This is a genomic window from Pedobacter sp. MR22-3 (assembly GCF_026240075.1).
Classification (GTDB): domain Bacteria; phylum Bacteroidota; class Bacteroidia; order Sphingobacteriales; family Sphingobacteriaceae; genus Pedobacter.
This window is the reverse complement of sequence record NZ_JAPIVF010000001.1, coordinates 189627-213414: the sequence shown is the minus strand read 5'-3', so window position 1 is coordinate 213414 and position 23788 is coordinate 189627. Positions and strand designations below refer to the sequence as shown.

At 38.3% G+C, this 23788-nt stretch carries 25 protein-coding genes; 12 read left to right on the top strand and 13 right to left on the bottom strand.

The features are described from left to right. The first annotated feature begins 576 nt into the window (after positions 1–576). From OQ267_RS00940 to OQ267_RS00920, 5 genes are all read left to right on the top strand, one after another. Positions 577–1128, top strand: coding sequence for a cupin domain-containing protein (locus OQ267_RS00940; protein WP_265834567.1), 552 nt, complete (start codon positions 577–579; stop codon positions 1126–1128). Positions 1129–1196: 68 nt separating this feature from the next. After that, on the top strand, positions 1197–2426 hold the full coding sequence (locus OQ267_RS00935) for a serine hydrolase domain-containing protein (protein ID WP_265834566.1): 1230 nt from the start codon (positions 1197–1199) through the stop codon (positions 2424–2426). A 5-nt stretch (positions 2427–2431) separates the two neighbouring features. Beyond that, positions 2432–3415 carry a hypothetical protein gene (locus OQ267_RS00930; RefSeq protein WP_265834565.1) on the top strand — a complete coding sequence of 328 codons (984 nt, stop codon included), beginning with the start codon at positions 2432–2434 and terminating at the stop codon, positions 3413–3415. Positions 3416–3513: 98 nt separating this feature from the next. Continuing rightward, a complete protein-coding gene (locus tag OQ267_RS00925) occupies positions 3514–3819 on the top strand; it encodes a YbaB/EbfC family nucleoid-associated protein (protein ID WP_088299699.1) in 306 nt (101 codons plus the stop codon). A 75-nt stretch (positions 3820–3894) separates the two neighbouring features. After that, the gene (locus tag OQ267_RS00920; RefSeq protein ID WP_265834564.1) at positions 3895–4572 is read left to right on the top strand and encodes a metal-dependent hydrolase; all 678 of its coding nucleotides are present in this window, start codon (positions 3895–3897) and stop codon (positions 4570–4572) included. Between the two features lie 102 nt (positions 4573–4674). Here the strand turns inward: OQ267_RS00920 and OQ267_RS00915 are convergent, their stop codons facing one another. Together OQ267_RS00915 and polA are read right to left on the bottom strand one after the other, a co-directional pair. After that, entirely contained in the window at positions 4675–5013 is a 339-nt protein-coding gene (locus OQ267_RS00915; RefSeq protein WP_088299697.1) for a hypothetical protein, read from the bottom strand. 88 nt (positions 5014–5101) lie between these two features. Next, positions 5102–7906, bottom strand: a complete 2805-nt coding sequence (gene polA, locus OQ267_RS00910; RefSeq protein ID WP_265834563.1) for a DNA polymerase I — start codon at positions 7904–7906, stop codon at positions 5102–5104. A 203-nt stretch (positions 7907–8109) separates the two neighbouring features. Here polA and OQ267_RS00905 point away from each other — a divergent pair, with 203 nt between their 5' ends. After that, complete coding sequence (locus tag OQ267_RS00905; RefSeq protein ID WP_265834562.1) at positions 8110–8793, top strand: hypothetical protein; 684 nt, start codon at positions 8110–8112, stop codon at positions 8791–8793. 139 nt (positions 8794–8932) lie between these two features. Here OQ267_RS00905 and OQ267_RS00900 read toward each other — a convergent pair whose 3' ends face one another. The 3 genes from OQ267_RS00900 to OQ267_RS00890 all read right to left on the bottom strand — a co-directional run bounded on the left by OQ267_RS00900 (position 8933) and on the right by OQ267_RS00890 (position 10325). After that, entirely contained in the window at positions 8933–9520 is a 588-nt protein-coding gene (locus OQ267_RS00900) for a DNA-3-methyladenine glycosylase I (protein ID WP_265834561.1), read from the bottom strand. Position 9521: 1 nt separating this feature from the next. Continuing rightward, positions 9522–9884 carry a four helix bundle protein gene (locus OQ267_RS00895; protein WP_265834560.1) on the bottom strand — a complete coding sequence of 121 codons (363 nt, stop codon included), beginning with the start codon at positions 9882–9884 and terminating at the stop codon, positions 9522–9524. 87 nt (positions 9885–9971) lie between these two features. Beyond that, complete coding sequence (locus OQ267_RS00890; RefSeq protein ID WP_265834559.1) at positions 9972–10325, bottom strand: carboxymuconolactone decarboxylase family protein; 354 nt, start codon at positions 10323–10325, stop codon at positions 9972–9974. Between the two features lie 57 nt (positions 10326–10382). On the opposite strand from OQ267_RS00890, the gene OQ267_RS00885 reads away from it, so the two are divergent. Then, on the top strand, positions 10383–10742 hold the full coding sequence (locus OQ267_RS00885; RefSeq protein ID WP_265834558.1) for a hypothetical protein: 360 nt from the start codon (positions 10383–10385) through the stop codon (positions 10740–10742). Here OQ267_RS00885 and OQ267_RS00880 read toward each other — a convergent pair. Both OQ267_RS00880 and trmB read right to left on the bottom strand, forming a co-directional pair. Beyond that, positions 10732–11064, bottom strand: a complete 333-nt coding sequence (locus tag OQ267_RS00880) for an MGMT family protein (RefSeq protein WP_265834557.1) — start codon at positions 11062–11064, stop codon at positions 10732–10734. The genes OQ267_RS00885 and OQ267_RS00880 overlap by 11 nt on opposite strands. Continuing rightward, positions 11064–11714, bottom strand: a complete 651-nt coding sequence (gene trmB / locus OQ267_RS00875; RefSeq protein ID WP_265834556.1) for a tRNA (guanosine(46)-N7)-methyltransferase TrmB — start codon at positions 11712–11714, stop codon at positions 11064–11066. Before trmB ends, OQ267_RS00880 begins: the two co-directional genes overlap by 1 nt. Positions 11715–11827: 113 nt before the next feature. On the opposite strand from trmB, the gene fcl reads away from it, so the two are divergent. Continuing rightward, complete coding sequence (fcl, locus tag OQ267_RS00870; RefSeq protein ID WP_265834555.1) at positions 11828–12754, top strand: GDP-L-fucose synthase; 927 nt, start codon at positions 11828–11830, stop codon at positions 12752–12754. Positions 12755–12941: 187 nt separating this feature from the next. Continuing rightward, the gene (locus tag OQ267_RS00865; RefSeq protein WP_265834554.1) at positions 12942–13874 is read left to right on the top strand and encodes a hydrogen peroxide-inducible genes activator; all 933 of its coding nucleotides are present in this window, start codon (positions 12942–12944) and stop codon (positions 13872–13874) included. A 264-nt stretch (positions 13875–14138) separates the two neighbouring features. On the opposite strand, the gene OQ267_RS00860 is transcribed toward OQ267_RS00865, so the two are convergent. From OQ267_RS00860 to OQ267_RS00845, 4 genes are all read right to left on the bottom strand, one after another. After that, complete coding sequence (locus tag OQ267_RS00860; RefSeq protein ID WP_265834553.1) at positions 14139–14600, bottom strand: hypothetical protein; 462 nt, start codon at positions 14598–14600, stop codon at positions 14139–14141. A gap of 99 nt (positions 14601–14699) precedes the next feature. Beyond that, positions 14700–15308 (bottom strand): superoxide dismutase, encoded by a 609-nt coding sequence (locus OQ267_RS00855; RefSeq protein ID WP_154279497.1) that lies wholly within the window; start codon positions 15306–15308, stop codon positions 14700–14702. A 144-nt stretch (positions 15309–15452) separates the two neighbouring features. Beyond that, the gene (locus tag OQ267_RS00850) at positions 15453–15920 is read right to left on the bottom strand and encodes a nucleoside deaminase (protein ID WP_088299684.1); all 468 of its coding nucleotides are present in this window, start codon (positions 15918–15920) and stop codon (positions 15453–15455) included. A gap of 851 nt (positions 15921–16771) precedes the next feature. After that, positions 16772–17107, bottom strand: a complete 336-nt coding sequence (locus tag OQ267_RS00845; RefSeq protein ID WP_265834963.1) for a tRNA-binding protein — start codon at positions 17105–17107, stop codon at positions 16772–16774. Between the two features lie 229 nt (positions 17108–17336). Between OQ267_RS00845 and OQ267_RS00840 the strand changes: the two genes are divergently transcribed. The 3 genes from OQ267_RS00840 to OQ267_RS00830 all read left to right on the top strand — a co-directional run bounded on the left by OQ267_RS00840 (position 17337) and on the right by OQ267_RS00830 (position 21978). Further along, positions 17337–18812 carry a xylulokinase gene (locus tag OQ267_RS00840; protein WP_265834552.1) on the top strand — a complete coding sequence of 492 codons (1476 nt, stop codon included), beginning with the start codon at positions 17337–17339 and terminating at the stop codon, positions 18810–18812. 24 nt (positions 18813–18836) lie between these two features. Then, positions 18837–20168 carry a xylose isomerase gene (xylA, locus tag OQ267_RS00835; protein ID WP_088299682.1) on the top strand — a complete coding sequence of 444 codons (1332 nt, stop codon included), beginning with the start codon at positions 18837–18839 and terminating at the stop codon, positions 20166–20168. 130 nt (positions 20169–20298) lie between these two features. Beyond that, positions 20299–21978, top strand: a complete 1680-nt coding sequence (locus tag OQ267_RS00830; RefSeq protein ID WP_088299681.1) for a sodium/sugar symporter — start codon at positions 20299–20301, stop codon at positions 21976–21978. Between the two features lie 126 nt (positions 21979–22104). Here the strand turns inward: OQ267_RS00830 and OQ267_RS00825 are convergent, their stop codons facing one another. Together OQ267_RS00825 and OQ267_RS00820 are read right to left on the bottom strand one after the other, a co-directional pair. Then, positions 22105–22488, bottom strand: coding sequence for a hypothetical protein (locus OQ267_RS00825; protein ID WP_265834551.1), 384 nt, complete (start codon positions 22486–22488; stop codon positions 22105–22107). Positions 22489–22490: 2 nt separating this feature from the next. Next, positions 22491–23720, bottom strand: coding sequence for an ABC transporter permease (locus OQ267_RS00820; RefSeq protein WP_172406423.1), 1230 nt, complete (start codon positions 23718–23720; stop codon positions 22491–22493). Between the last annotated feature and the right edge of the window lie 68 nt (positions 23721–23788).

Here is a 23788-nt window from a genome sequence, read left to right as displayed (position 1 = left end):
AAAGCGTTATATTAAAAATCAGCGTTAATCATCTTTGATCTGCGGGAGAAAAAAAGGTGTTTAAATGGTACCCGCTGATATGCGGGGATTTCGCAGATATAAGACTTTGAGGATGTATTAAGCGCTATATTAAAAATCTGCGTTAATCATCTTTGATCTGCGGGAATAAAAAAATGCGTTTAAATGGTTCCCGCTGATTTGCGGGAATCTCTCAGATATAAGACTTTGAGGTTGTATTAAGCGCTATATTGAAAATCAGCGTTAATCATCTTTGATCTGCGGGAGTAAAAATACGTTTAAATGGTTCCCGCTGATTTGCGGGAATCTCTCAGATATAAGACCTTGAGGATGTATTAAGGCGTTATATTGAAAATCTGTGTTAATCATCTTTGATCTGCGGGAATAAAAAAATGCGTTTAATCGTTCCTACTGATTGCGCAGATCTCACCGATGAAATAAGCCTTCATGCGTCATCCAGCATATTCAACAACTAAACCTCCATGACTGCAGGCAATTTTGAAAACAAATCCTAAACCCTTTCTGCATTACTTTGTTAATTATGGAAATACCACAATCATGAATAAAGAAAAATTAATACAGGAAGCTTATCTTGTATCACATACAATAGCAGAAAACGGAAATTTCCCCAATAATCAAAAATTACCTTTAATGATTTATAAGGGTGCTTTCCTGATTCATCCTGATGAAACTGAAGAAGTGATTAAAAAAGTGTTTGCCCAAAACGGATATTCTAATGCCTGGGTGGATGGGATTTTTGATTATCCACATTATCATAGCAATACGCATGAGGTAATGGGGGTATTCTGTGGCAAAGCCGAAGTACAGTTTGGTGGTGAACACGGCGTTTGTATTGAATTGGATAAAGGCGATGTTGTGGTAATTCCTGCAGGTGTTGCACACATGAAATTAAGTGCCAGTGAAGACTTTACGGTAGTTGGTGCTTATCCAAACGGAGCCGCATACAATATTAGGTATGGCAAAGCCGAGGAGCGTCCGGAGGCAGATGAAGAGATTGCAAAAGTTAAGAATCCGGATAATGATCCGGTTTATGGAAGCAAAGGACATTTGTTCGAATGCTGGTATCATCAAAAATGCGCAAATGTTTAAAACTCTTTCTGATTAAACGTCTAAAATTCTTTAATTTTCGGGTTTTAAATCCCTCTTTTTTTACATAAATGAATTTTAGATATATCTGTTCAGTATTAGCCCTCTCTGTCACTTTATTAACCGCATGCAACAGCAAAAAATCAGAAGAGAAAAAGGCTGCTGACGCCAAAATCCGCGTAAAAGAAGATGATAAGGCGGACAGTATTTTAATTGCATACGATCCGGCGAAAGGTGATAAGTGGATCGCTGATTTTGTACAGAACCTGCATAAAAAGTATGGGTTTAATGGAAATATGCTCGTTGCGAAGGATGGCAAAATTCTATATGAAAAAGCAATTGGCTGGGCAGATTATCTGCATCGCGACAGCTTAAAGATCAATTCAGAGTTTGAACTGGCCTCTATTACCAAAACCTTTACCGGAACTGCCATTATGCAGTTGGTTGAGGCCGGTAAATTGTCGTTAAATGATAATGTAAAGAAGTTTTTTCCAAACTTTCCATATGATGGCATTACTATAAAATTGCTTCTGAGTCACCGTAGCGGCATGATGAATTATGTTTATTTCATTGATGATATCTGGAGGAAGGAAAAGCGTCCGATGAAAAAGGGCGTGACCAACCAGGAAGTGATGAATGTAATTGCTGAGCGCAAACCAAATCCCTATACCAAACCAGATAATCGTTTCCATTACAACAATTCCAATTTTATGGTTTTGGGAGCGATCATTGAAAAGGTTACAGGACAGCGCTACTCGCAATACATGATGGAGCATATTTTTAAACCTGCAGGCTTGAAACATACGCATGTATACAGCACCACCGAATATGAAAAAATTCCGGTTGACGTGGTAGGGCATGATCGTACCTGGAAGTACTCTGTTGCACAGAATTTTTTAGATGGCCCAGTTGGAGATAAAGGAATTTACAGTACGTTACATGATTTGGTTTTATTTGATAAGTATCTTAAAAACGGACGACTAATTACCAAAAAAAGTAGCGATTCTTCATACGTTGGGCGTAATAAGCCTGTAAATGGCCACTTTAACTATGGCTATGGATGGAGAATGTTTGATGGTGAAAAGATGGACAAGGTGGTATACCATACCGGATGGTGGCATGGTTTCAGGCACATCTATGTGCGTGATTTAGATAAAAACATCATCGTTATATTTTTGGGAAATTTAACTAACGGAAGTTTAATGCATCTGGATGATTTATACAAACACTTGAATATGCCAATTATCCGTAAAGGTGCTTATCATGGAAACGGGAGCTTACCAGGCTCAGATGAAGATTAATTTTTATGGCAAAGACAAAATGGATTATTGAGCCAAATACGCTCACCATTTATCCGAAACGTAATTTACGGATAGTTGGATTGGTTTTTTTTATTCTCTTTTTAGGGCTTGTTTACTATCTTTCTACTCAGATGAGCGGCTATTCTCAAAGCACTGCCATAATTTATTGTGGGGTACTGTTAATGGTTCCGTTACTCTTAGTTTGGATGGCAGAATCAAAATTAATCTTTAATGGAACGGACAGAACATTATATCGGAAGATTGGTTTTTTACCAGTTGGCTCTATTTCTTTTGATGATATTGCCGCTGTTGACTCATATGAAGTTTATGGTGGCGGATACAGTTATCGCTTATTTAAAAAAAGTAACAGGCATGGGAAAGGGCTGCCAGTATCTAACGGGTATAGTAAGGTTACCGATGCTAACCTAATTCAGTATCAGAATGAGGTTTTACCAAAAATTGATGAACTTGTTTTTGCCAACGCACCGGTAATTCCGAAACAGGCGATTTATGACTTTGAATTCTTTAAAGAAGAAGGCGGCATTTACCAATTAAAACAGCAGAAAATTGGAGGAGTGATTGTTGGTCTAATTATGATAGGGATTACGGTTGCCATCTTACTTCAACCAGATTTTATGGCTGGAGAAAATGACTTTAAAAGGATTCTGGTGACTTATTTCCCGCTTATAATTGGTCTGGTGTTATTCTACATGGTATTTTCAAGTGTAAAATTTGATAAACACCAGCGAAAATTAATCCATGCTACTTTTGGCGGACGTAAGGTGAAAGAATATGCTTTTGATGATATTATTCGTTTTCAGATTGTTAGAAAAACCACAAACCTGATTTATTCGGGCACAGAGGTTAATGCCGAAATTTACCTGCCTGGTAAAGATAAAATGCGTGTAATGTCTTTAAAGAGTTTTATGGGTACTAAAAAAATTGATCGCTTTCTTGATGAACTCAATACTATTCTGGGAAGAATTTAAAAAATAGCAGAAAAGTATTAGCGTGTAAATTAATGCTTTTACACGCTTCATTTGAAAACCAATCCAGCCGAGTTTCGTTTACTATAAAAACAATAAATATGTTCGATAAATTATTTGCAGCGCAACAAAAAGCTGAGGAAATTAAAAAACGTTTAGATACCATTTCTGTATTTGGTGAAGTCGAAAATGGAGCCATCAAGATTACAGCAACAGCCAATAAAGCCATTACCGGTGTTGCTATTGATGATGAATTTTTAAAAAATACAGATAAGGAGGCGTTGGAAGAATTGCTGTTAACTGCCATCAATAAAGCCCTGGCGAATGCTGAAGAAGTAAGTGCTACAGAAATGCAGGCCTCGGCACAAGACATGCTGGGTGGTTTAGGTGGCATGTTTGGACAGTAATTAATTTTAAAGTCCTAACTGGGTGGTGAAGCTATAAGTTCATTACCAGGTATACAATAATTAAATCTCCGATATATGAAATATACATATTATGGTCAGTCTTGCTTTTTAATTGAAGCAGATGGCAAAAAATTTCTCTTTGATCCATTTATTAAATCAAACCCACTGGCTAAAGATGTAGATATCTCTAAAATTGAAGCCGATTATATTTTGGTTAGTCATGGGCACGGTGACCATGTGGCTGACTTAGTGGAATTGGCTAAGCAAACCGATGCACAGGTTATTGCAGTGGTAGAGGTAGCCAAATGGATAAAGGAACAAGGTGTTGAAAAGGTTACCGACATTAATTTTGGGACACAAACAATGCCTTTTGGTAAATTGCGTACCGTATGGGCTGTTCACAGCAGTTCAAATCCTGATGGAAGCTATGGCGGAAATCCGGCGGGTTTTGTGCTGGGATTAGAGGGTAAGCAAATTTATTTTGCCGGCGATACGGCTTTAACCTCAGAAATGAAGTTACTGGCTGAACTGCATCACCTTGATTATGCCATTTTACCTATCGGTGGTCACTATACGATGGATGTAGACGATGCTGTTATCGCAGCTAAATACATCAATTGTGATCAGATAATAGGTGTACATTATAATACTTTTCCTCCGATTAGTATCAATGAAGAAGATGCGATAGCCAAATTTAAGCGCGAGGACAAAACGCTATTACTTCCAAAGATTGGTGAAACCATCAGTTTATAGCTGATTTGTTATATGATTTCTGAGGGGTAAGTATACCAGAAAGAGGATAATAAAAAAGGGTTCTAACTTTCGTCAGAACCCTTTTTCAATCATCATACTAACCTAATTTTTTTTAGCAGCAGTTTTATTTGCTTTATAGCGCATATCTGGTGTACCGTCTTTTTTAGTTTTTACATCAACTTTAGTTACTGATTTAGTTTTATTTTCTTTAAAACGTTTATCCGGAGTACCATCAGCTTTAACTTTAGAAGTTGCAGTTGTTGTTTTTGTCTCTACTTTTTTAGTTTCTTGTTTTGCAGCTGCTTTTGCAGGAGCTGTTGTAGTTTTTACTTCTTTTTTAACAACAGTTTTAGCTTTAGCCGGAGTTGTTGCAGGTGTTTGAGCAAATGCTGTAGATAAACCAAATGCTGCGATTGCGATTAAACTTAATAACTTTTTCATAATTCTTTATTTTTTTGTTTTACTCGTTTATTTGTTGATGTAAAATTGATTAATCGTAATGAAGTTTTAATGAAGATGACTATTTAGTTTAATGAGCGGCCAACCAGTTATCTCCTTCACCAATTTCTACTACAATTGGAACGGTTAACTTAATGGCATTGGCCATCTTATCCTGGATAATAGATTTCATCACTTCTTTTTCAGATTTAACTACATCAAACACGAGCTCATCATGTACCTGCATGGTCATGGTTGACTGCAGATTTTGTGCTTTCATTTCGCGATGAATGTTGATCATCGCAATTTTGATCATATCTGCTGCCGAACCTTGGATAGGTGCGTTAATAGCATTTCGTTCTGCAAAACCACGTACTGTTTGATTGGCTGAGTTAATGTCTCTTAAATACCGTCTTCTACCCATAATCGTCTCTACAAAACCATTTTCCCTGGCAAAGTTCATGGTATCGCTCATATATCGCTTAATGCCCGGATACTGGGTGAAGTATTGTTCAATGATATCAGCAGCCTCTTTACGCGGTATGCCCAGGTTTTGCGATAAACCAAAAGCAGATTGGCCGTAAATAATACCGAAGTTAACCGCCTTTGCATTTCTTCTCTGCGTACTATCTACATCTTCAATACTTACGCCATATACTTTTGCTGCTGTGGCGGTGTGAATATCAATGCCGTTGTTAAAAGCATCCAGCATGTTTTCTTCTTTACTGATTTCGGCAATTATCCTTAATTCAATTTGTGAATAATCCGCAGACAGCAAGATATGGTTCTCATCCCGGGCAATAAATGCCTTACGTACCTCTCTTCCTCTTTCCGTACGGATAGGGATGTTCTGAAGGTTAGGGTTGTTAGAACTTAACCGGCCTGTTGCGGCAACAGCCTGATTGTATGAAGTATGCACCCGGCCCGTTTTTGGATTGACCATTAATGGTAGTGCATCAACATAAGTAGATTTTAGTTTTTGTAACTGCCTGAAATCTAAAATGTCTTTTACAATATCGCTCTTATTTGCCAGGGCCATGAGTACATCTTCGCCGGTTTGGTACTGTCCTGTTTTTGTTTTCTTAGCTTTAGGATCAAGCTGTAGTTTATCAAATAAAACTTCGCCCAATTGTTTTGGAGAGGCTAAATTGAAGGTTAAGCCCGCTTTTTCATAAACGCTTTGCTCTGCTTTGCGGATTTCAATTTCCAATTCGGCAGAATAAGCTTTAAGCGTGTCCATATCAATGCGAACACCTTCTTTTTCGATATCAGCAAGAACATATACCAAAGGATTTTCTATTTCTTCTGCAAGTTTAGCGGCATTGAGCTCTACCAATTTCGGTTCAAAGATTTGAGCCAGTTGCAAGGTTACATCAGCATCTTCAGCAGCATAATCTACAACGTCTTCCACCGGAACATCACGCATCGTGCCTTGGTTTTTTCCCTTTGGACCAATCAGCTTGGTAATAGAAATGGGTGAATAACCCAGGTAATTTTCAGCTAAAATATCCATCCCATGTCGCGTATCCGGATCAATCAGGTAGTGGGCCAGCATGGTATCAAAAATTTTCCCCTGAACTTCTATACCATACCATTTCAGAACCAGAATGTCATATTTAGTGTTTTGTCCGATTTTCTCAATTTCAGGATTTTCTAAAACTACCCGAAACTCATCAACAATGGCCTGTGCTTCGTCTCTGACTGCAGAAAGCGGAATATAATATCCGGTTCCGGGTTTAATGGAGAATGACAAACCTACAAGATCGGCAATGTTGGCATCCGTTCCGGTGGTTTCGGTATCGAAAGAAATTTTAGGCTCTGCTAATAAAAGTTTAATTAAATCAGCACGTTTTTCAGCCGTATCCACCAGCTGATAATCATGTTCGGTGTTTTCTATCGTTTTGGCTGGCAGCTTCTCTGCAGGTTCCTCTTCTAAAGTGTTGGTATATTGGATGGATTCTCCGGATTGATTGCCAAATAAGTCTGTCTGTGTGCCTTCTCCAAACCTGGCAGTGGTTACAGAAAATTCATCACCAAAAACACGGCGACCTAAAGTTCTAAATTCAAGTTCAGTAAAAAGGGGTTCGAGCAAATCACGACTAGGATCGCAGATTTCTAAACTGGCTTCATCTAATTCTACGGGGACATCTAAAATAATAGTGGCCAGCTTTTTTGAAATTAATCCCTGTTCAGCAAAGTTTTCTACATTTTCACGTTGCTTACCTTTAAGCTCGTGTGAGTGGGCAATGATATTTTCCATAGATCCATAGGTCTTGATTAAAGACTTGGCGGTTTTTTCGCCGATTCCCGGAATCCCAGGGATATTATCCACAGCATCACCCCATAATCCTAAAATATCAATCACCTGGAGTACGTTCTCAATTTCCCATTTGGCCAGTACCTCTTTAACGCCCAGAATTTCCATGTCGTTACCCATACGGGCGGGTTTATAAATAAAGATATTTTCAGATACCAGCTGAGCAAAATCTTTATCCGGGGTCATGCAGAAAACCTGATAGCCTTTTTGCTCGGCTTTTTTTGCCAGGGTACCAATAATATCATCCGCTTCATAGCCATCAGACGTAATGACCGGAATATTAAAGCCGGTGATGAGTTTGATTACATAAGGCATGGCTGCCGCCAGATCCTCCGGCATGGCCTGGCGCTGTGCTTTATAGGCTTCAAAGGATGTATGTCTTTCTGTTGGTGCATCTGTATCAAAAACCACCGCCATATGGGTTGGCTTTTCTTTCTTTAAAACATCAAGCAGTGTATTGGTAAAGCCCATAACAGCAGATGTATTAATTCCGGAAGAAGTGAATCGGGGATTTTTACTTAATGCAAAATGCGCCCGATACATCAATGCCATTCCATCTAGAAGAAAGAGTTTTTTCATAAAATATTGATTACACAGATAAAAAGGATTACTCCGGTTTATTGTTTACTTATTCGAGTAAAAGTAACCAAAGTTAGCCAAATCATTAAAATGCTTTTTCAACAAAATCCAGTGAATGCAAAGGATTAAAAAAAATGCAACTTTATGGTTTAAATAATAAGATTTAGGTTTGAGTTCACGTTATTTGTATAAAGGCTATTCATATGATGAAGTTTCTATTTGCTGTATCTCTTTTCTTATTTTCAATAACCCATCTTTTCGCCCAGGATTTCATCGTAAAAAATAATGACGATGTGATTCGTGGTACCATAAAAGGAACAGATTATTTCTCTGTTTTAATCAGTGCCAATGATGAAAGTGATGTTTTTCTGCCAGCTAAGGACGTGAAGAATTTTTTCTGGAACGGCAATGCTTTCCTAAGTAAGGGTTTTGCTAACGGTAAAAATTTTGAATACCGCTTTGTAAAAGTAATGGAGTTAGGGGCAGTGAATTTATATTCTTTTGGTGGGGGCGATCTGGTGCCTGCAGCGAAGGATAGAAAAGTTAGGTTTCGTCCGTCTGTGGGGATTGGGGCAGGAACCGGAGGTTTTGGTGGCATGGGCATGGGTGGAGGAATTAGCATAGGTGGTGGCGGTAATGCCCGGCGAGAAAAGCCTGCCGGTGCATCTGTAGTAAGATACTTTATTGAAAAGCCGGGTTCAGGTCCGCTGCAGGAACTATCGGTTAAGGCCATTACTGATGATAATAAGCGTGCTGCTGTGCGAACCATTTTACTGCAAAAGCTGGGCGATGCTCCGGGTTTTAAAGAGAAAGTCGAATATAGCGCTGAGTATAATATTCGCGATGTAATTGAGTTGGTAAAAGCCTATAATGAGGTGAAGAAATAACAAGGACTTACAGGATTGAATGATTTTAAGATCGAGATTAACTATGGGTTAAAGATATAGCACGAAAGCTAAAATAACCAGGGGTTTCAACGTTAGTATACAACAAATTTATCAGGCTATAAGGTTTGAAAATCATTAATTATCGCGCACAGCAATTCATTAAATGATCATTTACCATACCAGTGGCCTGCATAAAAGCATAACAAATGGTGGTACCGAAAAACTTAAAGCCACGTTTTTTCATATCCTTGCTCATCCGATCGGAGATTTCTGTGCTGGCTGGTACATCGCTCATCTTCTGAATATTGTTTTCAATGGTTTTCTGACCAGGAATATAAGCCCAGATATAATTGTAGAAACTTCCGAATTCTTTTTGAATTTCGATAAACAGTCTGGCGTTTAAAATTGCAGCATTTACCTTCAGTTTGTTTCTGATGATGCCCAGATCGTTCAGGAGGCGTTCAACATCCTGCTCATTAAATGCGGCCACTTTTTGTACGTCAAAATTGGCAAAGGCTTTGCGGTAATTTTCCCTTCTGCGAAGAATGGTAATCCAGCTTAAGCCGGCCTGCGCACCTTCCAGGATCAGAAATTCAAATAAAGTTTGATCATCATAAACAGGCTTACCCCATTCTTCATCATGATATTTGATGTATAGCGGATCAGTGCCGGCCCAGGTGCAGCGGGTTGTTAAGTCCTGAGTCTTGAGTCTAAAGTCTTGAGTCATTTTACGCAAACTTAGCAGGGTTGTTTATCATGTAGTTTAATAACTTACTTATTTCCTCACATTGGTCATCTAAATGCTTAAATGTTTCATCAGAGATGTACTTGCAAGCAAAAGCCACATCGAGCCAAACCTGCGTTTCGCCATTTTCCATATCTGCATCAGTTAGTTTACTGATGAAATGATTTGGATATCGTCTTTTTTTATAGGCTTCGCCAATGCTGCTGCAAACCGATCTAGACGATCTCCTAATTTGATCAACCAAGCTATATTGTTCAGCTTTTGGAAAGTCTTTAGTTAATGTATAAATCTCCATCAACAAGCAAAAACCTTTTTTATAGGCAATTAACTCTCTAAACTTTCCCATACTATTTTTTTTATCTAATATAGCGATTAGGAATAATTATTTGTTTTTTAAATTTATAGTTTTAACTAACGGGTTTTGACTAATGACTCAAGACTTTGGACCCTCTAAAAGTTCATCCCAATACTCCACTGCTCTTCTGTAATGCGGGATTACGATGCTTCCACCAACCAGGTTGGCGATCATAAAAATTTCATTCATTTCTTCACTGTTTACACCAGCATCATGACATTTTCCTAAATGATATTTAATGCAATCATCGCAACGTAAAACCATTGATGCAACTAAACCAAGCATTTCTTTTGTTTTAACATCTAAGGCACCATCGGCATATGAAGTGGTATCTAAAGCAAAAAAACGCTTGATGTTTGTATTTGCAGTTTCCATGATTCTATCGTTCATTTTTTCACGATAGCCATTAAATTCTTCTACTAACTTTCCCATATTGTAAAATTTAAATCTTTTTTAAGAGACGATTGTTTGTTTATTAAATGATTGAATATGAAAATTATATCCCCTAAGTTTCATGCCGTTTTAGATTATATGCTGGTGATGTTGCTCCTGATTTCGCCAGATCTCTTTGGTCTTTCTGAAACCGGTTCAACATTATCTTATACCCTCGGAATTGTCCAATTTCTTTTAACCATCTGTACCAATTTTAGTGGTGGTATTTTTAAAATCATCAGTCTAAAGCTTCATGGTTTATTTGAACTTGTGGTTAGCGTCACTTTAATTATTTTGGCCTTTACTGTGTTTAAAGGTAATGTGGTTGATGAAATGTTTTATGCCTGTTTAGGTCTTTTGATTTTAATTATTTTTACCATCACAGATTATAAAAGAAGCTTGCCGGTTATTCTGTAATCTCTTCCAGCGGATTCCAGAAAACCTGTTTGAAATTTAAAACCTTATCACCTTTTACCTGGATACCCTCTTTGGCCAATAATTCTTCCATCATTTCCGGTGTTCCGAAATGAAACTTTCCTGTCAGTAATCCACTGCTGTTTACCACACGATGTGCCGGTACTTTCGGGTGTGCGGTACCTGCAAAACGCATCGCATGACCAACCATTCTCGATGATTTTGCTGCACCTAAACTTTTAGCGATGGCACCATAAGAGGTAACCCTGCCTTTCGGAATCAGTCGCACAATTTCATATACCTGCTCGTAAAAGTTGGTGTTCATTACTCAAATGAAAATTGGATGTAATTGATGTTTTTATCGTGTAATAAGTATTTCTTTTCGTAATAAGTTTTGATCGATAATACATCATCAGCAAACTCCGAAGTGTACAGATGATCCGTATTTTTGTGCACGATCAAACCTAACGCTGTTGTTTTTTCAACAGTGTAGGCATAAAGCTGGTCGTTATCTGTTTTCAGGTTTACACATCCACCTGGTTTCAAGACCTGTTTATATCGGTTCAAAAATGCGGGAAAGGTGAGTCGTTTTTTTTCCCGGCTATCCTGTGGCTGAGGATCAGGAAAAGTAATCCAGATTTCATCAATTTCACCTTCTGCAAAATACTCGAGGATATTTTCGATCTGTATTCTCAGAAATGCAACGTTATCAATGCTTTCTTCAATAGCGGTTTTGGCACCACGCCAGATGCGGTTACCTTTATAATCGATACCGATGAAATTTTTATCCGGGAATAACCTGGCCAGGTTTACAGAATATTCGCCTTTACCACAAGCGAGTTCGAGCACCACCGGATTGGCATTTTTGAAATGATGAGCTGCCCAATTTCCCTTTAATACTTTGCCTTCTTCTAATTGATATACGTTTGCAAAGGTTTCGATCTCCGCAAAACGCCTAAGTTTATCTTTACCCAAAAGTTTAATTTTTCTGCAAAAATACAATTAAATCAATATCGTATATGTTTTGACATAAAGATTAATGCCATTCTTATTCAGGAATTGTATTTTTACAGCCTATAAAAATTACTGTGGAAAAAAACGATAAGATATATGTAGCCGGGCATCGTGGAATGGTAGGGTCGGCAATTCACCGGAAACTGCTTAAAGAAGGTTATACAAACATCATCACCAGGACCTCAGCTGAACTGGATCTCCGGAACCAGCAAGCAGTGAACGATTTTTTTGCTGTTGAAAAACCTGATTACGTTTTTCTGGCTGCTGCGAAAGTTGGTGGTATTGTAGCGAATAATACTTACAGGGCAGATTTTCTTTATGACAATTTAGCTATCCAAAATAATGTTATCCACCATGCTTACCTTAATCAGGTTAAAAAGCTAATGTTTTTAGGCTCGAGTTGTATTTATCCCAAATTGGCACCACAGCCTTTAAAAGAAGATTATCTGCTCACCGGAACTTTAGAGGAAACCAACGAGCCTTATGCCATTGCAAAAATTGCCGGTATCAAAATGTGCGATGCATACCGTGATCAGTATGGCGCTAATTTTATCTCCGTTATGCCAACTAATTTATACGGTTATCATGATAATTATCATCCGCAAAATTCACACGTTTTACCTGCGCTGATCCGGAAAATTCATGAAGCGAAAGTAAATGATGCAAAAGAAGTAGTGGTTTGGGGATCAGGGTCGCCAATGCGGGAGTTTTTGTTTGCTGATGACCTGGCTGATGCCTGTTACTTTCTGATGCAAACATACAATGAACCTCATCTAATCAATATTGGTACAGGTCATGATTTAACGATCAAAGATTTGGCGTTGCTGATCAAAGATGTTTTAGACTATGAAGGCGAACTGGTTTTTGATACAACCAAGCCTGATGGAACACCCAGAAAGCTGATGGATGTGACCAAACTGCATGATTTAGGCTGGAAACATCAGGTTGAATTGCGGGAAGGAATTGCATTGGCATACGAAGATTTTAAAAGCAGGGATTAAAAAATTAGAAAATAATTGAAATGAAGAATTTTAAATGAGAGCATGTTAAGGTATGGAGTATAGCTATTTGTCATAAACCAATCAGTTAAATATTTCTTCATGCTATCATTTATTCATTCCATCCATCAATCATTTCCCGCTATAGTTAAAATTTATATCTTTGAATAAATAAATCAATTTCTATGATATGACATTAGTTCAGCTTGAATATATAGTTGCTGTTGATACTTACAGAAGTTTTGTCACTGCTGCCGAAAAATGTTTTGTGACGCAGCCCACGCTAAGTATGCAAGTTCAAAAGCTGGAAGAAATGTTAAGTGTTAAAATATTTGATCGCAGTAAGCAACCCGTTTTTCCGACAGAAATTGGTGCTCAGGTAATTGCACAAGCCAGGGTGATTTTGCAGGAGAGTGGGAAGGTGAAAGAATTGATCAGCAGTCAGCAGCAAGATGTTTTAGGAGAACTTAAAATTGGGGTAATTCCTACCGTAGCCCCTTATTTATTGCCTGAGGTCATTTCAGCGATGCTGGAAAAATATCCTGATCTTAAACTATTGATTTGGGAATATACTACTGAAGATATCATTCATCACCTTAAAACTGGTGTTTTGGATTGTGGTATTTTGGCTACGCCCTTAACTGATGTGAATATTTCAGAGACACCTCTTTATTATGAGAACTTTGTAAGTTATATTAGTAAAAATAGTAAGCTGTATAAAAAGAAAGCAGTTGATGCTGATGACCTCAATGAGGAAAATATTTGGCTGTTGAACGAAGGCCATTGTATGCGCAACCAGGTTTTAAATATTTGCCGGTCTACCAAAAACAACAGGATGCAGGGCTTGGAATACAATACAGGAAGCGTAGAAACATTGATCAGAATGGTTGATTTAAACGGTGGTGCAACCTTGCTGCCTGAGTTGGCTATTGCCGAGTTAAGTGTGAAACAAACCGCGAAAATACGTCATTTCAAATCGCCTGAACCAGTGAGAGAGATCAGCTTGGTTACACATAAAAACTTTATCAAAAAGCGGATGCTGAATGCTTTAAAAGAGGAAATTTTAGCCATCATTCCTAAAACCATGAAGCAAAAGAAAAAAAAGGATATTGTGGGGATTTAATATTCAGTGCTGTTAAGGAACATTTAGGTTGTACTGATCGTATAGAAGAATCAATATAGGGACTTCTTAGTAAGAAAGATTGCTTCGTCGTACCTCCTCGCAATGACGACCCGTCTTGTTATCATCTATCATTTCAACCTCAATGAAGAATTCTGAACTTTTCAACTTACGAATAATCGTCATTGTGAAGCCAATTTTTCATTGGATGAAGCAACATTATTAGAGGGAGGCCTATACTCGTAATTAGAACACTTCTCGGTAGGATTATTGCTTTTGCTGTTCAAGCGGAGGTGCAGATAACAATCCTTTAATATCACCTTCTACTTCTTCCTCTTCACCCTTTTTCTTTTTCTTATTTTTTCCTTTAGCTGATTTACCGCTCAAACGTTCTTCAATTACCTTATCATATTCGGCTTGTTGCTCACCTTTTAATACGTTACGGATATTTTTGGAGGTTTCGTTTTGCAGTTTATAAAATTTGTCTACATCGTCTTCACGTGAATTACCAGCTTGTTGTCTTTTAATAAGATCTGCCTGTTCCTTGGCCTGATTAAAGGTAAAACGATAAATAACGCTTTTTTGCGTATCGTTTAGTTTTAATCTTTTATCTAAATCATCTACATTTTTTTTAGCAATCTCGTCTGGTGTAGGAACCTTATTTTGTTGTGCATTTACCAAGCCACTGATCCCAACTAATATAAAGAGTAAAAATATAACCCGCTTCATTTTGAATGTTTTAATAGCTGTAAAGTTAGGTAATTATCTTAAAACAAGAAAGTCCCGATTTTAATGCCGGGACTTTCTCTCTGATTTAAATGGATTTGCTTACAATGCTTTTTTGTAAAGTTCTGCAACAGCATCCCAGTTTACTGCGTTCCAGATGGCAGCTAAGTAATCCGGGCGTTTATTCTGATATTTTAAGTAGTACGCATGTTCCCAAACATCGATACCGAAAATAGGTGTGCCTTTTACTTCAGCAACATCCATTAAAGGATTATCCTGGTTTGGTGTAGATGAAACCTGAAGTTTTTTATCCGCACCAACAGATAACCAGGCCCAGCCTGATCCAAAACGGGTTGCACCAGCTTCCTGTAATTTAGTTTTTAATTCAGCAAATGAACCAAAAGTTTCATTAATCGCTTTAGCTAAATCGCCAGTAGGCTCGCCACCTTTGTTCGGACCTAAAACGTTCCAGAACAAAGAGTGATTATAATGACCACCGCCATTGTTTCTAACAGCAGCAGGATATTTTGAAATGTTTTTAACAATTTCTTCGATACTTAAATTTGCTTCAGGTTTGCCTTCAACAGCTTTGTTTAAGTTCGTTACGTAAGCCTGATGATGTTTATCATGGTGGATTTCCATGGTAGTTTTATCAATATGCGGTTCTAATGCGTCTGTAGCGTAATGTAACGCTGGTAATTCAAAAGCCATAGTTTTATGTTTTAAATTTAAAAATGTTTGTTGAGCAAATATAACATTCGTAGGTTAAGATTTGTTCATGTTATTATCATCAAATGGTATTCACTTTCGTAAAAGCCTGATCAGAATAAAATATGCGTAAAATAGATTTGATAATTAACGTTTTCTGGCAAAGAAATTTTTCATCAATAAGGAACATTCATCTGCCAATACGCCTCCTTTCAAAATTGTTTTTGGATGAAGGAGGTTTGACCCCTTAGAAATAAAACCTCGTTTTTCTTCCCGTGCACCATACACAATCCTGCTGATTTGCGTCCAGTAACTGGCCCCGGCACACATCACACAGGGTTCAATCGTTACATATAACGTGCAATCTTTTAGATATTTACCACCAATGGTTTGCGCTGCAGAAGTGAAAGCCTGCATTTCGGCATGTGCAGTTACATCGTTAAAGCGTTCTGTTAAATTATAACCCCGTCCAATAATCCGGTTTTTACTCACCACAATAGCACCAATGGGAATTTCATCTTCGGCCAATGCCTTTTTAGCCTCTTCTAAAGCCAGCTTCATGTAATGGATATCTTCTTCACCTGAATCAGTGTCATCGAAATTGTAAAAACTCATGAAACAAATATAGAGAATCTTTAAGGCTGATTTAATATGTAAAAAGGTTCCCGCTGATTTGCGGAGGTCTCGCGGATAAAAGTAAGGTTTTGTTTCAGGCCATTAGCAATCTGCGTGCATCACTTTGATCTGCGGGAAATATAAATTGTAAAAAGGTTCCGGCTGATTTATGGTGATCTCGCGGATTAAAGTAAGGTTTTGTTTCAGGTAATTAAGAATCTGCGTGCATCACTTTGATCTGCGGGAAATATAAATTGTAAAAAGGTTCCCGCTGATTTACGGTGATCTCGCGGATTAAAGTAAGGTTTTGTTTCAGTCCATTAGCAATCTGCGTACATCACTTTGATCTGCGGGAAATATAAATTGTAAAAAGGTTCCGGCTGATTTGCGGTGATCTCGCGGATTAAAGTAGGGTTTTGTTTCAGGCCATTAGCAATCTGCGTGCGTCACTTTGATCTGCGGGAAATATAAATTGTAAAAAGGTTCCCGCTGATTAGCGGTGATCTCGCGGATAAAAGAAGATGTTGAGATATTTCAGGTAATTAAGAATCTGCGTGCATCACTTTGATCTGCAGGAAATATAAATTGTAAAAGGTTCCCGCTGATTAGCGGAGATCTCGCGGATAAAAGTAAGGTTTTGTTTCAGGTAATTAAGAATCTGCGTGCATCACTTTGATCTGCGAGAAATATAAATTGTAAGAAGGTTCCGGCTGATTTGCGGTGCTCTCGCGGATTAAAGTAGGGTTTTGTTTCAGGCCATTAGCAATCTGCGTGCATCACTTTGATCTGCGGGAAATATAGAATGTAAAATGGTTCCCGCTTAAGAAAAGTATAAAATCTGCCTTGCCAACTTATACCAATTTGCTTCCATTGGGAACTTTACGTTCCACAGCAGATAATACAATATCGCCATTTTCATCTGCAAACCCTGTAACCAGGAATTCAGACATAAATTTTCCGATTTGTTTCTTTGGGAAATTAACCACACCTATAATTTGCCTGCCAATTAATTCTGTTAAGGTATAGTGTTTGGTAATTTGGGCGCTACTGGTTTTTATACCAAACTCGCCAAAGTCTACACGTAATTTATATGCGGGACGTCTGGCTTCTGGAAATTCTAAAGCTTCTATAATCGTTCCGACTCTGAGTTCTACCTTTTCAAAATCATCCCAGGATATTTGTTGCATCACTTTTATTTTATGGTAACTAAAGTAATAAATTATCAGCAATACTGGCTTCTTTGGTGTGTTATTCATCTTTTAAATTTAAAATCAAGGTTTAATAGGTGAACTCTAACAGTCGCTTCAGGTAAAAAAAGCATTATAAAAGATAAAAAATTTGCGATTCAGAATTTTACAATTAACTTTATGCAACCGTTTGCATAACCAAATATTAAAAAAATCCAATTATAAACGAATGTATTTATTAGGTATTGATGTTGGTACATCATCTATAAAAGTTGCAGTTGTAGAGACAGCCACACAAAAATGTATGGCAACAGCTCAATATCCTGACGAGGAAACAGCGATAAAATCTGTTAGAAACGGTTGGGCAGAACAATCGCCGGCAGAATGGTGGGAAAATGTACAACAAGCCATATTAAAAGTGAATGCTAAAGCTGATTTTGATCCTAAAGAAATTAGGGCGATCGGCATTGCTTACCAGATGCATGGTTTAGTCGTGGTAGACAAAGCCCAACAGGTATTGCGTGACAGTATCATCTGGTGCGATAGCAGGGCTGTTGAAATCGGTGCCGGTGCTTTCGAGGCCATTGGTCGGGAAAAATCTTTATCACATTTATTAAATTCTCCGGGCAATTTCACGGCCTCTAAACTGGCTTGGGTGAAAGAAAACGAGCCTGAGGTTTTCGGGCAGATTGATAAGATCATGTTGCCTGGCGACTTTATTGCCATGAAATTAACAGGAAGCATCACTACCAGTATTCCGGCTTTATCAGAAGGGATTTTCTGGGATTTTCAGAATGATAAGATTTCCAGCGATTTAATGAAATATTACGGATTTGAAGAAAGTCTTATTCCGGAAGTGAAGCCATTATTTTCATCCCATGGAAAACTGCTTGATGAAACCGCTGCTTTGCTTGGACTTGCAGCCGGCATTCCGGTATCATATAAATCAGGTGATCAGCCTAACAATGCCTTATCACTGAATGTTTTTAAGCCAGGTGAAGTTGCTGCAACGGCAGGCACCTCAGGCGTTATTTATGGGGTAAGTGATCAGTTAACTTACGATCAGGAATCAAGGGTAAATACCTTCGCCCATGTCACCTATACCAAAGAAAAGAAACATACAGGCGTGTTGCTGTGCATCAATGGAACCGGCAGCATGTACCGGTGGGCAAAACACAATTTTGCGCCAAATGCCAGCTATCCGGAATTGAATGCACTGGCCGCAACTTCGCCTATTGGCAGTAAGGGTTTAAAAGTGATTCCTTTTGGAAACGGGGCAGAACGCATGCTGAACAATAAATATACAGGCGGACAATTGCTGGGTATTGATCTTAACATTCATCAGCAGGCCGATATATTCCGCGCGGTGCAGGAAGGCATTGCCTTTTCTTTCAGGTACGGTTTAGATATCCTGCGTGAAAACGGGATGCAACCAAAAGTAATTCGGGCAGGCCGGGCCAACTTATTTTTAAGTGAGGTATTTGCGCAGACATTTGTTGATGTGACCGGTATCCCGGTTGAATTATATGAAAATGACGGAAGTGTTGGTGCGGCATTAGGCGCAGGAATAGGTGCCGGAATTTTTAATAGTGCTGAAGATGCTTTTAAGCAACACCAGGTCATTAAAACCCTAACCCCGAAAAATACGGAACAATACGAAACGGTATATCAGGAATGGAAAGAAATTTTAATCAAATTATTATAAACAGAACCGCAAATTAAGAGTACAATGAAAAACGTCGTAACAGGAGAAAAAGAATTTTTTAAAGGTATAGATCAGGTTAAATTCGAAGGTCTGGAAAGTGATAATCCGCTTGCCTTCAGGTGGTATGATGCTGATAAAGTAGTGGCCGGAAAAACCATGAATGAGCATTTTAAATTTGCTTGTGCCTATTGGCATTCATTTAACGGAAACGGGGCAGATCCTTTTGGTGGTGCCACCCATGTTTTCCCTTGGGATGAAAAGAAAGATGCTGTTGAAAGGGCTAAAGACAAAATGGATGCTGCATTTGAATTTATTACTAAAATGCAGTTGCCTTACTATTGTTTCCATGATGTGGATGTGGTTGATTATGGTAATAATGTTGCTGAAAACGAAAACAGGTTACAAACGCTGGTTGAATATGCCAAACAGAAGCAGGCCGAGAGTGGTGTGAAATTACTTTGGGGAACGGCAAATTTATTCAGCCATGAACGTTATATGAATGGCGCTTCTACTAACCCCGATTTCAAGGTTTTGGCACATGGTGCTGCACAGGTGAAGGCCGCATTAGATGCTACAATTGCTTTAGGTGGTGAAAATTATGTGTTCTGGGGTGGTAGAGAAGGCTACATGAGTTTGCTGAATACAAATATGAAACGTGAGCAAGAGCATTTGGCCAAATTTTTACATACAGCCAAAGATTATGCCCGTAAACAAGGATTCAAAGGTACCTTCTTTATTGAGCCTAAGCCTTGTGAACCTTCAAAGCACCAATACGATTATGATGCTGCTACGGTTAAAGGCTTTTTACAGCAGTATGATTTATTAAATGATTTTAAATTAAATCTAGAGGTTAACCATGCTACCCTGGCCGGTCATACTTTTCAGCATGAATTACAGGTTGCGGTTGATAGTGGTTTATTGGGTTCAATTGATGCAAACCGCGGCGATTACCAGAATGGCTGGGATACGGATCAGTTTCCAAATGATATTAACGAGTTAACAGAAGCCATGCTGATTATCCTGGAAGGCGGTGGCCTGCAGGGTGGTGGTGTGAATTTTGATGCTAAAATTCGCCGTAACTCTACAGATCCCAAAGATTTATTTTATGCCCATGTAGGCGGTATGGACATTTTTGCACGTGCTTTGGTTACTGCTGACGCCATTCTGCAAAAATCTGATTACAAAAAAATAAGAACTGATCGTTATGCCTCTTTTGATAGCGGAAAGGGAGCCGAATTTGAACAGGGAAAACTGACTTTAGAAGATTTAAGAAACTATGCTGCCGAAAACGGAGAGCCCGAAGTGAGAAGTGGCAGACAAGAATATCTGGAAAATTTAATTAACAGATACATCTAAAATTTAATGTTTCAGTAGGATCATAAATTAATAAGCGTCTTTTTAACGTTTTTATTTAAAAAAATGTGAATATTAATTTATGATTTTACTACATTTAGATTTCTAAACCAAATAACCTTTATATCATTCAATGAAACAAAACTTACTGGACACGAAGGATTACATTGTATTTGCAGTATACTTCGTTATTGTAGCTGCCTATGGCCTCTACATCTACAATAAGAAAAAATCTGCATCCACAGGTTCCAAAGATTACTTTTTAGCAGAAGGTTCGCTTACCTGGTGGGCAATCGGTGCATCACTCATTGCCTCCAATATCTCTGCTGAGCAGTTTATAGGAATGAGTGGTTCCGGCTTTAAGATGGGATTGGCCATTGCTACATACGAATGGATGGGTGCTTTAACATTGGTTATTGTTGCTGTTTTCTTTATTCCTGTTTACCTCAAGAATAAAATTGCAACGATGCCTCAATTCCTGCATCAGCGCTACAATGGTACTGTTGCTATGATTATGGCCGTGTTTTGGTTACTTTTATATGTTGTAGTTAATTTAACTTCCATCTTATATTTAGGTGCACTGGCAGTAAGCAGTATATCAGGCTTTGATTTAACTTTCTGTATGTATGCCATTGCTGCATTTGCCATTTTGATTACCCTTGGTGGTATGAAAGTAATTGGCTATACCGATGTAATCCAGGTGTTTTTCTTAATTCTTGGAGGGTTGGCAACAACTTACCTGGCACTGAATTTAGTGTCTACCCATTATGGTACATCAGGTGTTTTAGAAGGCTACAGCCTGATGACTTCAAAAGCATCAGAGCATTTTCACATGATTTTAAAACCGGATAATGAAAACTACATCGATTTGCCAGGTTTAAGCGTTTTAATCGGCGGGATGTGGATTGTGAATTTAAATTATTGGGGTTGTAATCAATACATCACACAACGTGCGTTGGGCGCCGATCTAAAAACGGCCCGTGGCGGTTTATTATTTGCCGCTTTCTTAAAATTATTAATGCCTATCATTGTTGTGCTTCCGGGTATCGCAGCCTACGTGCTGTACAAGGATGGTGTTTTCCAGGCAGAAATGTTGCAGGATGGTTCTGTAAACCCTGACCGTGCTTATCCGGTATTGTTAAACTTATTACCTGCCGGATTAAAAGGCTTATCATTTGCAGCTTTAACCGCGGCAGTAGTGGCTTCTTTAGCGGGTAAGGCCAACAGTATTGCAACCATCTTCACACTTGATATTTATAAAAAGGTTTTGAAAACCAATGCTTCAGAGAAAGATCTCGTATTTACAGGTAAAATTGCTGTTGTAGTTGCTATGGTATTGGGTGTTTTAATTGCACCTCACTTAGGGATTGACAAAAAAGGTGGTTTCCAATACATTCAGGAATATACAGGTTTTGTATCTCCAGGTATCTTTGCCATGTTTATTTTGGGTTTCTTCTGGAAAAGATCTACTTCAAATGCGGCGCTATTTGCAACAATTGGTGGTTTCGGCTTATCCTTACTATTGAAATTCTTACCTGGAATGATGGATCTTTCTTTCTTATCAGGAATAGGTTTTTCTGTTAAAACGGCCGCCGGAATCTATGAAATTCCCTTCCTTGATAGAATGGGCATCGTATTTGTATTCTGTATTCTCGGAATGGTATTAATCAGCTTAACTGAAAACAGAAAAGGTATCGCCAATCCAAAAGGACTTGAAATCGATTCGAACATGTTTAAAACAACAACAAGCTTTGCGGTTGGTGCTTTAATCATTGTTGGTTTGTTGGTTGCGCTTTACGGAATTTACTGGTAGTGCAGACTAAATGCTATTAAACAGAAAGAGCTCCATTTAGGAGCTCTTTCTGTTTAATTATATTGTGGTTAACTTGTTTTGCGGCGTAATTAATGCCAATATATTATTATTCATATACGTGAATGGTTATTGTGCACAAGGTCCATCAGGAATTTCCTTGCTGATTTTCAGAACTTTTGTAACCACCAAAGTGGAATCAAAATCTGCCGAAACGGCTGTTGTATCTGATTTGGAAAAATAACCTTCCAGTTCAACATAAACGGGTTCATAGGGCTTTTCGAAATTCAGATTGCTGTAGGAAAGCTCCAGATTTTTAACACTGTCTGCCACCCAATATTCCCGGCCATCGTCACACATGGTGAATGATTTCATCTCCGGACCAAAGCTATATAATCCTTTTACCACCTTAACGTTACTTTCTTCCCGCTCGGCTTTATCCTTTCTATTACAAGCTGCAACAGCTACTCCAAGGAGCATAACACCTACAAATGCTTGTTTAAATAACTTCATCCTTATATCGTTTGATTAATTTGGTCTATCTTTTTGACACTTAAATTTGATGACAAAGCTGATGCCAAAAATGAAAAAAATCCAACCGTAACGAATACTAAGACATAGTCTTTCCACTTGAGTCCGATTGGATAAGATTCCATTAGCAAATTTGCTTCTCCCATTTTGATAATGCCATATTTATGCTGAATAAAGTAGAAAATCAGCCCGATAATCAATCCTAATATACAGCCAGACATGGTAATCATCATGCCTTCAAATAAGAAAATCCTTTTAATGAGCTTTTTACTCGCTCCCAGGCTGCTTAAAATGGCAATGTCTTTTACTTTATCGATCACCAGCATCGTTAATGAACCAATGATATTGAAAATAGCAATAATCAGAATAAATGTCAGGATAATATAAACCGCCCATTTTTCAGTGTTTAAGATGTGGTAGAGCGACCGGTTTTGTTCTGCCCGGTTACGCACCTCAAAAGCCTCTCCAAGCCTGGAAGCCACTTCTTCCTGAAAATGGTCCACATCAGTTCCGGCCTGCAGGTTTATTTCTATAGTGGATACATTTTTTTCTTCCCCCAGCAATTCTCTGGCAAAGGCCAACGGTACAATAATGCCATTATCGAATTCCTGTTGTACCTCAAAAACACCACTTACCCTGATGCTCTTATTGACAAAATCATCTGTCGGGTTTAATGAGTTCACTGCAATGGTTTTCTTAGGTGAGAAAAGTTCCATTTCTGTAAATGGATCAAGGGTATTCACGGCGAGCTGGCTTTGTAATGTAGAACCTATTACAGCACTATAACCATTTTTGTTCTGTAAGATGAAATGGCCTTCTTTAATAGAACTATCCAGCTTACTGTTTTTTAAATAGGCCAGGCTTACCCCCTTAACCATGCCTACGGCTTGTTTTTGATTGTATTTTAACAAGGCGTTTTCCTGCAGTACTTCTGTATAAGAAAATACCGAAGCATTTTTTCTGAGTGATGAAAAGTATGGTGTATTTGGGTCAAATGTTTTACCCTTTGCCGGTACAATGACGAGCTCTGGTGTCATGGTATCAAATAAACCAAGAACCACTGTTTCCAGTCCATTGAATACGGAAAGGATAATAATGAGTGCCGCGCTTCCAACCATTACCCCAACCATTGATATGCCGGATATCAGGTTAATGGCATTGGTAGACTTTTTTGCAAACAAATAACGTTTTGCAATATATAGTGGCGTATTCACAGCAGTAAAGATAATTAAAAGGTTGAGGGTTTAAAGATAAAAGGCCAGGCTTGTGAACCCCGCACAAT